Source organism: Affinundibacterium amnicola (genome assembly GCF_014284275.1).
GTDB classification, from domain to species: Bacteria; Pseudomonadota; Gammaproteobacteria; order Burkholderiales; family Burkholderiaceae_D; genus Undibacterium; species Undibacterium amnicola.
Window position 1 is genome coordinate 327,838 of record NZ_JACOFU010000003.1, and the last position, 15,875, is coordinate 343,712.

General features: G+C 44.5%; 8 protein-coding genes and 1 tRNA gene. 1 reads left to right on the forward strand and 8 read right to left on the reverse strand.

The window, feature by feature from the left end; translation table 11 throughout:
* Nucleotides 1-30 precede the first annotated feature (30 nt).
* A complete protein-coding gene (locus tag H8K33_RS20090) occupies nucleotides 31-1,455 on the forward strand; it encodes a methyl-accepting chemotaxis protein (RefSeq protein WP_186890765.1) in 1,425 nt (474 codons plus the stop codon).
* A 165-nt stretch (nucleotides 1,456-1,620) separates the two neighbouring features.
* On the opposite strand, the gene H8K33_RS09425 is transcribed toward H8K33_RS20090, so the two are convergent.
* The 8 genes from H8K33_RS09425 to H8K33_RS09460 form a co-directional block, all read right to left on the reverse strand.
* Nucleotides 1,621-4,758, reverse strand: coding sequence for a bifunctional diguanylate cyclase/phosphodiesterase (locus H8K33_RS09425; protein ID WP_186890766.1), 3,138 nt, complete (start codon nucleotides 4,756-4,758; stop codon nucleotides 1,621-1,623).
* Nucleotides 4,759-5,584: 826 nt separating this feature from the next.
* A complete protein-coding gene (locus tag H8K33_RS09430) occupies nucleotides 5,585-8,767 on the reverse strand; it encodes a type I restriction endonuclease subunit R (RefSeq protein ID WP_186890767.1) in 3,183 nt (1,060 codons plus the stop codon).
* Nucleotides 8,757-10,676 (reverse strand): RNA-binding domain-containing protein, encoded by a 1,920-nt coding sequence (locus H8K33_RS09435; protein WP_186890768.1) that lies wholly within the window; start codon nucleotides 10,674-10,676, stop codon nucleotides 8,757-8,759. The genes H8K33_RS09430 and H8K33_RS09435 overlap by 11 nt, the downstream gene beginning before the upstream one ends.
* Nucleotides 10,677-10,699: 23 nt before the next feature.
* Complete coding sequence (locus tag H8K33_RS09440; RefSeq protein WP_186890769.1) at nucleotides 10,700-11,863, reverse strand: SIR2 family protein; 1,164 nt, start codon at nucleotides 11,861-11,863, stop codon at nucleotides 10,700-10,702.
* Nucleotides 11,853-13,235 carry a restriction endonuclease subunit S gene (locus tag H8K33_RS09445; protein ID WP_186890770.1) on the reverse strand — a complete coding sequence of 461 codons (1,383 nt, stop codon included), beginning with the start codon at nucleotides 13,233-13,235 and terminating at the stop codon, nucleotides 11,853-11,855. The genes H8K33_RS09440 and H8K33_RS09445 overlap by 11 nt, the downstream gene beginning before the upstream one ends.
* Complete coding sequence (locus H8K33_RS09450; protein ID WP_186890771.1) at nucleotides 13,225-14,931, reverse strand: class I SAM-dependent DNA methyltransferase; 1,707 nt, start codon at nucleotides 14,929-14,931, stop codon at nucleotides 13,225-13,227. The genes H8K33_RS09445 and H8K33_RS09450 overlap by 11 nt, the downstream gene beginning before the upstream one ends.
* A 67-nt stretch (nucleotides 14,932-14,998) precedes the next feature.
* Nucleotides 14,999-15,622: a GIY-YIG nuclease family protein gene (locus tag H8K33_RS09455; RefSeq protein ID WP_186890772.1), complete on the reverse strand. Its 624-nt coding sequence runs from the start codon at nucleotides 15,620-15,622 to the stop codon at nucleotides 14,999-15,001.
* Between the two features lie 144 nt (nucleotides 15,623-15,766).
* Nucleotides 15,767-15,843: transfer RNA gene (locus tag H8K33_RS09460), tRNA-Met, on the reverse strand.
* Nucleotides 15,844-15,875 lie beyond the last annotated feature (32 nt).

A 15,875-nucleotide genomic window follows, 5' to 3' on the forward strand; every position in this document is an offset into this window, starting at 1 on the left:
AGATGATGTTCTGCCTTTCAGGAGTTCTGCATGTCAAATCAATTACTATCCAAAATGGATGCTTCGTATGCAAAATCAGATAAATTGATTTTTGCCATCTTAGTCGGTATGCAGGTATTTGCATTTGCGCTGGCGAATTGGCATGACACTTGGAAGATGGCGTTCTTTGCTGGTTTGCCTTTGTTATTGGTTCCTGCATATTTAATGTATGTATTTCCAGGTCAATTAGTGACGCGTTTGGTGAATGCATTCGCCTTAATGTCTTTTTGCGCCCTGCATATACAACAAGCCTTAGGCATGACCGAACTGCATTTTGGTATCTTTGCATTTTTGGCATTCCTGCTGATTTACGCGGATTGGCGTGTGATCTTGGTCGCTGCCTTAACGATTGCCGTGCATCACGCAAGTTTTGGCTATCTACAGGAATTGGGTTTCGGTGTAATTTGTTTTACTAAACCCAGTTTTGCTATTTTTCTCACGCACGCAGCTTATGTAGTGGTCGAAGCTGCGGTGCTGTCTTATATCGCTGTTCAAATTCGCCGTGATCGTGTGCAGGAAATTGAGCTAATGAATTACACATCCGAGTTGGATGGACAAAATGGTGTGATTAATTTGCGCGATCATGAAATGCATCCGGCTAGCGACTCTGGCAAGGCTTTGGTGTATGTGATTGAAATGCTGCACAATTCTGTCAGTCAGGTAAAGCAAGGGGTCGATGCCATCATCGATGCTTCACGCGAAATGGCGGATGGAAATGCTGATTTGTCACACAGAACCGAAGCGCAGGCTAATTCTTTGGATCAAACTTCCGCCACGATGGACAAGTTGACGGTGACTGTAAAGCAGAATACGGAACATGCCGTCCAAGCGAATAAATTGGTGCTGGCAGCTTCGGATATTGCGCGTAAGGGCGGCGAGGTGGTGAGTGAAGTTGTACAAACGATGGGATCGATTAAAGATAGCTCAAAACAAATTGTTGATATCATCGGTGTGATTGATGGTATCGCTTTTCAGACGAATATTTTGGCGTTGAATGCAGCAGTTGAGGCTGCACGAGCGGGTGAGCAGGGACGTGGTTTTGCTGTGGTGGCCTCTGAGGTTCGCAGTTTGGCACAGCGTAGCGCGAGTGCGGCAAAAGAGATTAAAGAATTAATCGGTAATTCGACTCAAAAAGTCGATCAGGGTAGCCGCTTGGTGGATGAGGCGGGACAGACGATGGAGGCAATTGTTAGCAGCGTTAAACATGTAGCTGACATCATGGCGGAAATCGCCGCCGCCAGTGAAGCGCAAAATGCAGGCATTCAACAAATTAATGCGGCAGTCAATGATATCGATAGCATGACGCAGCAAAATGCAGCATTGGTTGAACAAGCAACGGCGGCTTCAGAAAGTTTGATTGAACAAGCTGCGAATTTGCGGGATGTAGTCGAACATTTTGTAATTCGTAAAGGCTAAGATGTAAGACTTAATATGTAAAGACTAAGATGTAAGGCTTAAGATGTAAAAAACGTTTATCGCTTTACTCAACATTGAAGCCTTCCAGTAGAAAAGCACTGCGTTTATTAATTCAGTGCTTTTTTATTTTTGACAGTCAATTGATTGATTTTATTCGATGGATTTTTATTCGATAAATTCACCGAGCTTAGAGCTGGCTTGGTGGCGTAAAAAATCGATTAGCTGTGGAGCAGGCAATGGTCTGGCGTATAGATAACCTTGGCCAAAATCACAGCCCATTTGCTTCAATAGTTGATCTTGCTGTTCTGTCTCAACCCCTTCGGCAATCACCTTAATGCCAAGTTTATGTGCCATCACAATAATCGCCTCACACAGCGCATATTCAGAGGAATCGATCGTAAGATTTTGTGTAAATGATTGATCAATCTTTAAGTAATCAACATCGAATTTTTTCAGATAAGATAAAGACGAATAGCCAGTACCAAAATCATCAATCGCTACTTGGATTTTTGCATCTCGATATTGCAATAAACTTTGCGTTACACGGACATCGTTGTTGATCAGCACACCTTCGGTGATTTCTATCACGATACTGTCACCATCAATAGACGAGGCGGCTAGTTGATCTAACCAGTTATGCTGATCGCTACGCTCAACCAGAAATTGCACCGGAGATTTGTTGACACTGATCTGGAATTTTCTACCTAGCAGTGTCTGGCAAGCTTGCACTTGTTGCAGTGCTTGAGAAAACACCCAATCGCCAATTGGATGGATTGTGCCAGTGTCTTCTGCAATAGGAATAAAACTGGCGGGAGAAATGAATCCCAAGTCAGGATGCTGCCAACGTATTAAAGCCTCGGCCTTGTAGATCTCGCCATTCTGTAAATCAATGATGGGTTGGTAGTAGACCAGAAATTGATTTTGTTTGAGTGCATGACGCATATCGTTGGCTAGACGCATCCGCTGCGTTGCATCTTCTTGCATGGTCTTGGTGAAAAATCGGAAACATTGTCTGCCACTGTCTTTGGCAGAATACATGGCTTGGTCGGCATTCTTTGTCAGTTCAATCACCGTGCTGGCATCGTCGGGATATAAGGCGATACCAATGCTTGCTGACACATAAGATTCCACCCCATGGATCACAAATGGCTGTGACAAGTATTGAATAATTTTTTCTGCGAGATGTGCGACATCAGCACTATCGTGTATATCCGTTAAAACGACAGTGAACTCATCTCCACCTAAACGCGCGACGGTGTCATAGACGCGCACTGACTCCTTGATGCGTGTTGCCGCCTGAATTAATAGCTGATCTCCAACATCATGTCCCAGTGTGTCATTCACTTCTTTAAAGCGATCCAGATCAATAAAGAGTAAAGCGATACTTTCTTTTCCTCTTTTTGCCTTCTTCATATTTTCTTCGATGCGATCATAGAATAAGCGACGATTCGGCAGTTTGGTTAATGCATCGTAGTTAGCTTCGATCCAGATTTTTTCTTCCGCATTTTTCATCGCCGAGATATCGGTATGTGTGCCGACCATGCGGAGAGACTTGCCGAATTCATCGGTACTCACAACCATGCCGCGACCATAAATCCATTTGTAACTACCATCACTACAGAGCATGCGATACTCAGCGGAGAATTGTCGAGTTTGATGACTTAAATGTTTCTGCATCTCGTTCAGCAAGAGGTTTTTGTCTTCTGGATGAATGAGATCTAACAGCTCTCGATAGTCTTCAGCAAATGCTCCTGTCGGATAACCGAGCATCTCTAAATAACGCTGAGAAAAATTGCCTTTACCATTGACCAAGTCAATATCCCACACACCATCACCAGCGCCATCAAGTGCGAACTGCCAACGTAACTCGGCTTCTTTTTGTTGTGTAATGTCATTAAAATTGACGACGATCTGTTTGAGTTGATCGTGTTCATCATTTTCTAAAAACGCACTAACTTGCATCCATCGAATACCATGAATATTGGGGAGTCGGACTCCCATGACCATTTCGGTAAATGATCGTTGCGATAGCAGCGCTCGCCTCACTGGATAGGCATCGGGATCTAATTTTTTACCAGTTTCATCGACAAAACTCCATGCTGGATCCATCGCTACTTTTCCATGCATCTGGTCTTCATTTAAACCTAATAGCGCGGCGGCGCGTGAGTTGCTGAAAATAATGCTGGTATCAGGTGCATGTACCACAATCGCGGTGTGTAATTTTTCGAGTAGAGAGCGATGTTGATTTTCTGAATTGATGAGTGTCTGGTGTTTTATTGTTAATTGCTCTGCACTGTGCTTTAAAGTCACGATAGCACGATCATATTGCTGCCATGCTAGGTCAATCTTGCGAGCAAGGTAGAGCAGGCATAAAGTGAATAGTGTGATGATTAGACTTACCGCAGTAAGCTGATTTCTCCAGCCAGAGAGTGCCACTTCGGTTGCTAAGCCAACGTTGATCAGGTAGTGGTATTTACTACTGCGTTGATAAGAATAGATGCGGGTGATCGGATCTGTGCTGCTGGCATCGCTGGTGTAACTGCCCGATTGAGGATTCGCTTTGAGTGCATCTTTAAACGGCTGAGAAATCGTGGTACTTCCAGTCGGAATTGGGTTGCTTCTTTCAAATGTGGTGCGGGCAATTAGATTAATGTTCTGATGACGAATTGCAATGGATCCACCTGCCTCCATATGAATTTGGCTAAAGAGTTTTTCGATTTCATCTGTATAAATAGACGCATATACCATGCCTGCAAATGAGCCATCAGCGTGGTTGAGGCGGCGTGCAAAAGCCCACACCCATTTTTGAGCGATTTTCGCAAACACTGGCTGACTGATGACCAAACCAGCATTGGGGTCATCGCGTAATCGTTTAAAGAATTCTCGATCGTCTAAATACGCTGTTTTGCTGCCGTTCTCGACACCATAGATGACTTTGCCAAATTGATCCGTACTACGAATAAATGCCAGGTGTGGCACACGCCGAGCTTGACGCAGCAACAAGTGATTAATGCTATCGATGTCCACTTTATTGATCGTTTGTTGCCGACTGATTTCATCGACTGCCGACAGCAAAGCAACGTCTATCGTATCAATGATGCCGTCAAATGTTTGCTGTAGTGAACTGGCTAAATTTTCAGTCGAACGTTGCACGCGGGCGTTCGCTTCTTGCCTCAGGTATAGCAGAGTGATGATGGAAGCGACGATGAAAAATAGAATAACAAAGCAAATGCCGATATAGAGAAACCGTCGCTTATTGCCAGCAGTTGTTTTATCTAAGTCGGTTTTTATTTTGTTATTCATAGAGAGAACTTTGATTGATGAAAACGAAAAGTTTGGCTCGAACTGTATGACTAACTCTCATAGGCGTTGCTTTAAAGTTTTATCAATCTTCAAGGAAAATCATGAATTTATCCAGTAGAATTTTTTTGTACTGCAAATTAAACGACAAGCTTATTTTTTGATACACGGATCTGTCTATGTAGCACTTTAATGTATGGTAAGAATCTAGGCCTTATTTTTTCATTAAAGATATTTTTTGCTTCTGTCGTTTGCGCAAAATAAAGCTCGTCCTAGTTTTACTGGTTTTCTTATTAGGATGGATCCAGTAGAGGCAAAAGATCGCATTACTAAAATAAACGGATATCGCAGATGTTGATGTGCTGGTGATGCGAGAGGGGGGCAAGTGTTCCCAGAGCAAAGACTGCGAGCGCCACATCGTGTGGGGTAATTCGATTTAGTGCCTCCAGCACGAGTCGATTATTTTATTGTTCCTGCAATATATGTTGGCACTTATCCAGCTTGAATCGTAGGGGGCGATGTACAGGCATTAGTTTGATGATTTGGTCAGTCAGATTTCGCGTATTCTTTTTAGAGAAAGCATGCCGCTATTCGATAAATGGTCATATTGTGACAACAGCTAAGGCGGCGTATTAATTGATGTTTTGTTCGCTTTGGTTGTTGCAATTTTTAATGACATGGCTAAGTTCAGACTGGACATTGAAGCTGAATGCACTGCCAGATTTATTGTATTGCAAATGAAATATATCTGTCGCTTGAGTGAGTGATAGGCGTTTATTGTCAAAACACTGACTTTAAATAGAAACATTTTTTAAATCGCATTATTTGGCTAGTTTGACCAGCTCTGGCTCAAGACCTCAGCTTGCTTTAAACACAAATCAATCGCTTCATCCGTTTTATCTGGTGGATATTTCCACTTTTTCAAAGCGCGGCGTACTAAATTACGCAATTTGGCACGCACACTGTCACGCACCTGCCAATCGACCGTGGTTGACGAACGTAATTGCTCGGTAACGTATTTAGCCAGTTCCCGCAGATTATTGTCGCCCAGTTCTTTCACTGCAGATTCGTTTTGGATCAAAGCGCGATAGAAGGCGATCTCGTCGGAATTGAGTCCCAGTTTGGCGGCTTGCTCGGCATCGGCTGCCATCTCCTTCGCCATATTGATCAATTCTTCGATCACTTGAGCGGTTTCGATAGCGCGGTTATGGTACTTGCGTAGCGTTTCTAAAATACGATCTGAATATTTTTTCTCAGACACGACATCCGTTTTCATGCGCGCTTTGACTTCGTCACGCAGTAATTTTTCCAGCAGTTCTACCGCCAAATTTTTGTGCGGCATGCGCGCCACGTCTTCCATAAATTCAGGGGAGAGCAGACCGATATTTGGTTTGTCTAAGCCCACCATTTTAAAAATATCATCCACACCATCGGCAATAATCGCGTTATCGATGATTTGTTTGAGCGCACTATTTTTCTCTTCGTCGGTGCGGCGTTTATCAATGGTCGTGAACTTGGTGATCGCGTGCTTCACCGCACTTAAGAACGCGATCTCTTTTTTCAAAGGTTCAACTTCACTCATGGTGCTACACAGCGTATAGGCTTTATTGAGTGCCGCCATTACGTCGAGAAAACGCTTCTTCCCATCGAGCTCGCCGCTAGCACCTTTCATTCCCAACAAGTGATTCATCGCCCTAGGCAATAGCTGCAAGGCCTTGGTCTCAAACTCGCTGTAATCAAAGCCATGAAACATCGCATGCACGATATCCATTTTCTCCAACAAAATCGCATAGGCTTCACGTGTATCGTGGGTGGGTTGGCCTTTGCCTTGTGAGCCTGTGTAAGTGTGCAGTGCCTTTTTTAACTCGCTGGCGATGCCAATATAGTCCACCACCAAACCGCCCGGTTTATCTTTGAAAACCCTATTCACCCGCGCAATCGCTTGCATCAGGTTATGGCCTTTCATGGGCTTGTCGATATACATGGTGTGACAATTCGGCGCATCAAAACCCGTCAGCCACATATCACGCACGATCACTAATTGCAGAGGATCGTTCACATCTTTAAAGCGCTTTTCAAACAGCTTTTTGGTGTCTTTGTTGTAGATGTGCGGCTGCAGTTTGGATTTATCCGAAGCCGAACCTGTCATCACTATCTTAATCGCGCCCTTGGTCGGATCTGCATCGTGCCATTCAGGTTTGATCGCCACAATCGCGTCATACATATCGACGCAAATTTCGCGGCTCATGCACACGATCATGCCTTTGCCCGGCATGCTGGCGATGCGGTTTTCAAAGTGCGCGACTAAGTCTTTGCCGACTTGTTGCATGCGCGGTTCGCTGCCGACCAGTTTTTCTAAAGCCGCCCATTGTGATTTGGTGCTTTCACGGCTAGCAACATCTTCTTCATCTTCGATGACTTCATCGACTTCTTCATTCAGGGTTTCTATCTCATTCTGATTGATGTCGAGTTTTGCCAAACGTGATTCGTAATAGATAGGCACGGTCGCGCCATCGTCCACCGCATCTTGAATATCGTAGATAGAAACATAGTCACCAAACACTGCCTTGGTGTCTTTGTCGGCAGAATCAATCGGTGTACCTGTAAAGCCGATGAACGATGCCTCCGGCAACGCATCGCGCATGTGCTTGGAATAGCCAAACGTGTATTGCCCAGTCTTGGTATTGAATTTGGCCTTGTCGCCATATTGACTACGATGCGCTTCATCGCTAATCACCACGATATTGTGGCGCGTCGAGAGAATAGGGTGACTAGCTTCCTCACCCAACAAAGCAAACTTTTGCACCGTCGTAAAAATAATGCCACCTGCCTGACGTGAGCTGAGTAATTCACGTAAATCATCTCTATCATCCGCTTGTACCGGAGTTTGCTTGAGCGCTTCTTGGGCCATGCAAAAGGTATTGTAGAGTTGACCGTCCAGATCATTTCTATCTGTCACCACGACGATGGTCGGATTGTTCATCTCAGGCTGCGCCAGCAGTTTCGCCGCATAGCACAGCATAGAAATCGATTTACCCGAACCTTGCGTATGCCATACCACGCCCGCTTTACCTGAGCCTGCTACAACTTCGTTGGCATAATTGGCACGAGGCTGGGCAATGCTGCGTCCATCGGGACGTTGTGCCGCAATCACCGTCGCACGCACCGCCTCACGCACAGCATGAAATTGATGATAACCCGCGATTTTCTTAATGATGTTGTCGCCATCTAGTTCAAACAAAATGAAATAGCGTATGTAATCAAGGAATAAATCGGGCTTAAAAAATCCCTTCACCAAAGTCTCTAAATGAAACTCAAACAGCGGCTTATCATGTTCATTCGCCACCGTGCGCCACGGCAAGAAGCGCTCTTTGTTGGAAGTGAGCGAACCCACACGCGCAATTAAACCATCGCTCACCACGACCGCTTCATTAAAAATAAACAGATCAGGAATTTCTTCTTTATAGGTTTGTATCTGCTGAAACGCTTGCCAAATATCGGCGTTTTGATCGGCAGGATTTTTCAGTTCCAACACCGTGAGCGGAATGCCATTAATAAACACCAGCACATCAGGGCGGCGATTACCTTTGCTGCCCGCCAAAGAATATTGATTGACGACCAAAAATTCATTGTTGCCAGTGTTAGCAAAATCAATCAACTGCACATAATCGATCTTGCTCTCAGCATTGCCGTTGGCATCGACTTCCTGCGATTTAAATTCCACCTTCACGCCTTCCAGCAAAAGCTGATGAAAGGCTTTGTTATTTTTGATCAGTATCGGTGTTTCTGGCTTAGCGATTTGTAGCGCGACTTGTTCTAAGGTGGCGGCGGGGATATGGGGATTAATCTTTTGCAGAGCCGACAATAAACGTGCTGGCAAAATGATCTGACGATAATCACTCCGTTCGGGACTGTTTCCGTCTGGCGCAATATCATAGCCGCAGACATAGCTATAACCAATTTCAGCAAACCAAGTGAGGCAGAGTTGTTCTAGTTGGTCTTCAGTGATCATTTTCTAACTCTTCTTTAGCGGATCGATAAGCTTGCTCAGGATGATTTGGTTTGGTCGGATACTTGTAGAACAATTGTTTTGCTTTTAACATTGGCTGGAGATAGTCTTTTCGGATTACATTTGTTGATCTTTTAAGTAATGAGGCTAATTCTCCCAATGTGCAGGCCTTGTCTTGGCATAACTCGAGAATGGTCTTTACGACAACTTCTTTTGAAACTTTCTTTTTGGATGCGACAGGCTCAGCTAATAATTGAAGTTCGCTCAAACCCCCAGAGCTATTGTTGAAACCCCCAGACCTTCCGCTCAAACCCCCAGAGCTATCAGTCAATGTATTGAAGTCCACAACTTTCTTTGAGTCGTCGAAAAAATCATCTCCAAAAATTTCCTTAATGTCATCACTTAGCCGAGCTTGGGCAAGAAAATAGATGGTTCCTCTTCCAGCACCTTCTTGTAAGAGTAAACTTCGCTCAATCAGTCCACTAAAGGTGGCGGATAGATCTTTCGGATGAATATCAAGTACCTGCATCAATCGTCGGTGATCGACTGTACCTTCAATATGAGCCGTGGCTAAAATAAGACGCTCAGTTTCATTCAAACAGTCGAATTCCTTTGAACCAATCGACTCTCGTAAAAAGTGAATTGTTTTCTCCGGTACCAAACTTAATGCGTGTAACTCTAAAAGCGTCTGGTCGTTCGGTACGGCTTTCTCTTTGAGTAGTGGTTGTCGCCAGTGTTGACTCTTCCAACCATCAAAAATCTTAGGCAAACCTGAACCTGCATTTTCTCCTAGGCCTACAAATCGAAATAGGTTTTGCAGAATACGATTGCGACAATCACTTTCACTTCCTTGCACGGCACTCTCAATGGCAACACGCATCAGGCCTGGATTCCTAAAACCAAACATGTCAGGGCGTTTGACCACAAGAATAGAAGCGTGCCCTGAATAATCGGCATGAATCAAAGTATTGACCAACGCTTCTCGAAGCGCTTTATGTACTAAGGTATCGTCCTGTCGCTGATCTCCTTGCATTGTGAAGGGGACTTTTAAATCGGCGGTAAGTTTACGAATAACCTTTTGGTAGAAATCAAAAACATTCCCAGACCAAGTGCCATCTGGCACGATCCGATCGATCCACCGAGCTTCGGTCTTGGCTTCAGGCCTTTCCTGATAATCAACCATGTAGTTTGGAAAAGCGTCCATAATTGGACGATATTGTCCAAACATGAGCAAACCAGCTCTCGTCAATCCACTAACGCCAGAAACACGATCGCGACGCCAGGCGCCGATTTGTATTAAGAATTCCTGATTGTCGACCTTGTTCCAAGGGTGATCAGGCGCACGAGTACTGTACATATTTCGGTAGACGCGCAAACTATCGAGATCAAGATCCTCAATCGAATAGCCCACCAAAATCTCTGCGTCGCGGCTCTCTTCACTCTGTTCCGCCAAAAGACGACTTACAGCATCGCGCTGCAATTTCATATCACCACTACCTAAGCGCTTAAATGTTCCTGTCAGAGGATTATTATTGACGAAAACGGGTTTCTGCTGCCGACTCGCTTGTGGCACGTGAATGTGTATCAGGCGCATTCCTTCAATCGTGATCACCGTGACCATGGAGTCACGTAACAGGTTAAAGCTTACTTTTTGAGGATTGTTTAGATTATTCCAAAAATCTTCTAAGACCTTTTCTGCATTTTCTACACCGCGCAAATCAAAACTAAGATCTTTATTTTCCTTTAAACCCAAGAAAATGTCGCCGCCAGACGTATTCGCAAATGCGCTGTAGGTTTCCCAGAGATCATTCGGCAAACCGCCTTTGCCATCGCGGCCTTGGGCGAGTTTGCATTCGATGTCCACGCTTTCACGCAATGCGGCAATATCGGTTAAGGAGTTAAGTTCAAGCATAACGTTCGATTTCTTAATTCTGATTATTTGAGGTTCAGACGATGCTCAGAGATATCAATCGCTAACTCAATAAGCAACGGAAGCATTTCATGGTAATTTTCACTAGAGTACCAGATCGGACGAATATTCAATATCAACAAACGTTCCTCTGTAGCTTGTCTTTCGGACGGGTTACTAGTCTCAGGTAAGAAGGCGAAATGCTCAGGTATATCAAACTCTGCACTCGTTTTTACCTGCTGAAATAGCTCAAGTGTCTTATCTTGATTCAAGGAGCAACCTAGAAAAAGCAATGAATTTGAAATATAGATTTGGCGCAATGCTCGGGGCAGTTGCTTGCTAAAATCGATAGGATCGCCGTAAGCGTTTTGATACTGTTCTGCGGTGAATACATAAGACGAAGATTGGCTCGCATCACCATGTAACTTCAAGATGCAGCGATCACCCTTGAGCAATCGTTGGACAAAATTATTGCCCGCTTGCAGACCATACATATATGCGTCGGTCAACGGAGCACCTTTCAATTTAAACGTCTCTTCTATAAGCGGATCAAAATTGGTGGTAATGATGCAGCCGTTAGCGAGTCTGTAAAGGTGTTTAAATATTCGTGGAATTTGCTCGCGATCCTCTTCGTTTTCAAACTTAGTACGAAACGTAGTTTGGACATAGTTATTTAACTGAACCTGTGAGGCATCCGCGATGGTTTGTGCTGCCTCTAAATATTTATTGTCCTGAAGTAGTTCTTGAAAAGCAGTCGCGTCAAAACTGGCGATTTTTTTGCTAAGGGATTGCAAGGCTTCGCCCCATATTGGGTATCCCGCCGCGCGAGAAACGCCTGCCCCCAAAAATGGCGCAATTTTTTTCTTACGAATAAGTGCGACAAGATCTAGAAAAACTGCGGATTGGTCAGTATCTTGAATGAAATTAATACAGGCAGAATACTTGTCTTTGATTTGCTCGCCATTCCAACTATCGAATTCATCCCAATATGCATTTCGATCAACCCAATAAAGAATTTCGCTGGCGTCGTAGCGATATTCATTGTCAGGTTCCTTAATGCTTCTGACTATAAGTGGCTCTTCGCCATCAATTGCTTCATTGAACTGATGATTCGCCTCGTAACCTGTTTGTAAGAAACGTTCGACCGTTTCAATTAACTCGGTGCTCTTTTTTACTTTTTCAATTGACATTCCCGGCCTCCAATTCATTGGAGAGCAGTTTTGGTAATAAATTGTCCCTTGTTTTGGAGAGTGAGCTTTCTTGTTGCTCAAAGATTGCAATTTGATGATTCATAGGTTCGACGATTGACTCAAAAAATAGACTTAAAGCCAGTGTTGGCTTTGCAAAGGATATATTTTCTAAGACTTGCCGATTAAGTTCAGTTTGTCCAGTACTGCCAATCCCGCTAGCCTTGATAAACGTCTCATTTTCAAGCATTAAGCCTATTAGAAATGACCTCGATATTTCACTAGTGTTTGCTCGGACGACTGTTACATGGCTGTCGTGAGCTGTGGGTACGGCCAAATATCTGATCGGCGCAAGACGACCGAGTGTACCAACGCCAGTCGAGTTAACTAGTACATCGCCGACTTGAAGCAGGCGATCCTCAACTTTCTTTTTGATTGGGTCATTGAGTCTAGAAAATGAAAAATCTATTTTGTGATTTCGAATGCATTTTTGATTAATGACGCAGACGCCATTTTCATCCACGTATGCTGGGGAAATGCCTCGTCGTATTTCAGTTGTGACGGACTTTAAGTTGTTCACTACCCACCCCTCCGGTATCTTTCCCAACGTCGAATCCACCAAAACACCTGGGAATAGGGCTGCGGTGGCTTTTAGTTTCGTTATTGTTTTTGGGTGGTTTTGGGCTAGTTGGTCTGGGGTTTTGCCGCTGATGGCGCACATGGCGGCGTGTTCGATTTCTTCAGGCGATGCGCCAGCTTCTTTGGCGGCGATCTTGGCGTGTGTGGGTTCGAAATCGACAAACCAACTCTTGAATAGGGCTTGTGCGATTTGTTCTAGGGTTTGGTTGGTTTGGCGGTTCGACTCAATCTTTAGGCAAAAATCGAAATAAGTGTCGCCAACTTTTCTTTGGTACTCCATGTCCAAAGGGATATCGAAATAGAGATTTCCGAAATCGCCTTTTTTAAAATGAGGAATCAAACTCCCAACGTGCATGTTCAAGATTTTATTTTGGGTTTCTTCTGATCTGAGTAATGCAAAAAGATATTTAGGGTAAACAATTTTTTCATTTGCACGAATGCCCACCATGTCTTGCGCTATGCAAAAATCTATCGGATCAGGTACCCAACAAACTCTCCCAGGTGAGCCTTTGCACGTGAAAACCATATCTCCAGGCTTCGGATGCCCACGAAACCAAGTCTTATATGTGTTTTCAGACACATACCTTGCTTTGTCGTACGAAGGATACAAAGTTTCGTTTTTAATGCAGTTTGTCGCAATTAATGGAATGCCTTCCTCAGCGGTTGGCACTGTTTTCCCTCGATTATCAATAATCTCTGACAATAGACTACGGAACGAGTACTCCTTAAATTTCATAGCCCAACCCCACCAAGTTCTTCTTAATCTTCGCTTCCAATCGATCATTTTCTTCAAACTGCGTTTTCAATTGCGCAGTCAAACGTGCCATTTTGTCGACAAAAGCTTCTCCATCATCTATCACATCTTCGGCTCCCACATAGCGACCTGGTGTCAGTACGTAATCGTGTTTTTGGATCTCAGTCAAATTCGCGCTAGAACAAAAGCCTTTTTGATCTTCATAATCTTTACCCGTTTGCCATGCGTGATACACATCGCATATCTTGTTAAGGTCATTTTGCGTAAAGTCGCGTAACACGCGGTCTTTCATATAGCCGAGATTACGCGCATCGATGAACAGCACTTTGTTTCTGCGGTCTATCAGTTGACGACCACTTGCCGCCGTGCGTGCGTTTTTGTTTTTGGTCAGGAACCAGATGCAAGCGGGGATTTGGGTGTTGGTGAAGAGTTGCCCCGGCAGGGCAACCATGCATTCGACTAAATCATTTTCGATCAACGCTTTGCGAATATCACCTTCGCCGCTAGTGTTAGAGCTCATGGAACCATTGGCCAGCAATAAGCCCATGCTGCCATTTGGCGCCAGGTGGTAGAGCATGTGCTGCAACCACGCAAAATTGGCATTGCCTGATGGTGGGCGACCATAGACCCAGCGCGGGTCATTGTCATCAACACCAGTGTCCCACTCTTTCATATTGAAAGGCGGGTTCGCCATCACAAAGTCGGCGCGCAGGTCAGGGTGTTGGTCGTTGGTGTAGGTGTTGGCTGGTTCTTTGCCGAAATTAAAATCAATACCGCGTATTGCCATGTTCATGGCGGCAAGTTGCCAGGTGGTGTGGTTGTATTCTTGGCCGTAAATCGAGATTTCAAGATTCCCGCTTGATTGTTTCGTCTTTCGATCTTGATGTTCACGAATGAATTGTTCCGACTGTACAAAGAAACCACCCGAGCCCATCGCTGGATCGTACACGCGGCCTTTGTAGGGCTCTAGCATTTGCACGATGAGACTGACGATGGCTTTGGGTGTATAAAACTGGCCGCCTTTTTTGCCTTCGGCTAATGCGAATTGCCCTAGAAAATACTCGTAGACGTGGCCGAGTATATCTTTGCTTGATAAGGATTTGTGCCTAAACGGAATGGTGGAAATCAAATCAATCAATTCACAGAGTTTGGCTTGGTCGATTTGCAGTTGGGTATAACGTTTATTGAGTACGCCTTTGAGTTTTTTCTCATTATCGAGTTCAATCGCTTCTAAGGCGGAATCAATTAAATGACCAACCGAACTGATTTTAATCTTCTTGGTTCTGTTTTTGACTTGAATAGATAATTCTGCGCCGCCAATAACGACTTTGTTTTTGTCACGTAAAAATTGCCAGCGCGCGACGGGCGGCACCCAGAAGGTATTGGTCTCTAGATAGTAATCGCGTCCTTCAAGTTCTGCTGCGATGTCGGTTTGGTAGTCGGCATCGTCATCAAAATCGGCGGGATCAATAAAATAGTCGTGTTTAGGATTTGTGAATTGCGCCTTGAGTTCGTCACGGCGAATATCAAACGCATCGGACACATATTTTAAAAACACCAGCCCCAGCATGACGTGCTTGTATTGCGAGGCGTCGAGTGAGGGCAGAAGTTTGTTGGCACTGGTCCAGAGTTTTTTCTCTAGATTGTTGAGGAATTCTTGTTCGTTTTGGTCGGTCATATTGTTCTTAGTTTTTTTGTGTTTTTGTTGGATAAATCTTTGCAACGCATGAGTTGTTCATGCTGAGCTACGGTGCACTTTCAAATTGTTCGCTCTCAATGCGTTGGCGGCGTTCGTCCAGTGTTTCACCTTCATACATCCAAAAGACCGAGCCACTGACGCTGCCTATGCTATAACCTTTGGCTTGCAGAATGTTGAGTGCTGAGCGTGATAGACTGGTGACTGTTCCTTGGTAGTCGATTTGGGTTTCATTGAGCACTGTGCATTTGATGTCGGTATCGCGAGAAAAAACTAGTTCTGCACCGACAGGCACATTAATTGCGCGCAGATTAATGCGATCACGTCTTGCGCGTGTTTCTGTAACAGCACGTTGCTCTTCTGCGTCTTCGAATATCCCGATGCGTGGCGTGACATCTTGATGCGGCGTTAAGCGCAATGCCGTAACCACTTTTTCTGGCGATAAACGAAAGAATTCACGATTGGGTCGTATGCGTTGTTCCGCAAACAGGGTATGCAAAATGCGTTCAATCTCGAACGCGTTTGCAACGCGGGCTGCGTAGTGGCATTCAAACGGAAGGGGGAGAGACGTGCGATCTAAAGTTTTGATGCGATTTTCTATATTGTCGGTGTAACCAATTTTGATGATGCCTGGCATCGCTTCATTGGTCATTACGTAAACTATGTCGCCCATTGTGCTAGTCCTTAGTCACGGATTGATTTGCTCGCAAGCATTGTAAGTGAGTTTGCGGGGAATCTAGAAGGCAGAATGATATGTTTATTTCTTTCTACAACAAAAACAAAAAAGCCCTGTTATTGCTAACAGGGCTTTGTGTTCTGGTGGTGATAGGTGGATTTGAACCACCGACCCCAGCATTATGAGTGCTGTGCTCTAACCAACTGAGCTATATCACCAAGAAGCCCAAGATTATGCCAGTGGATGTGTG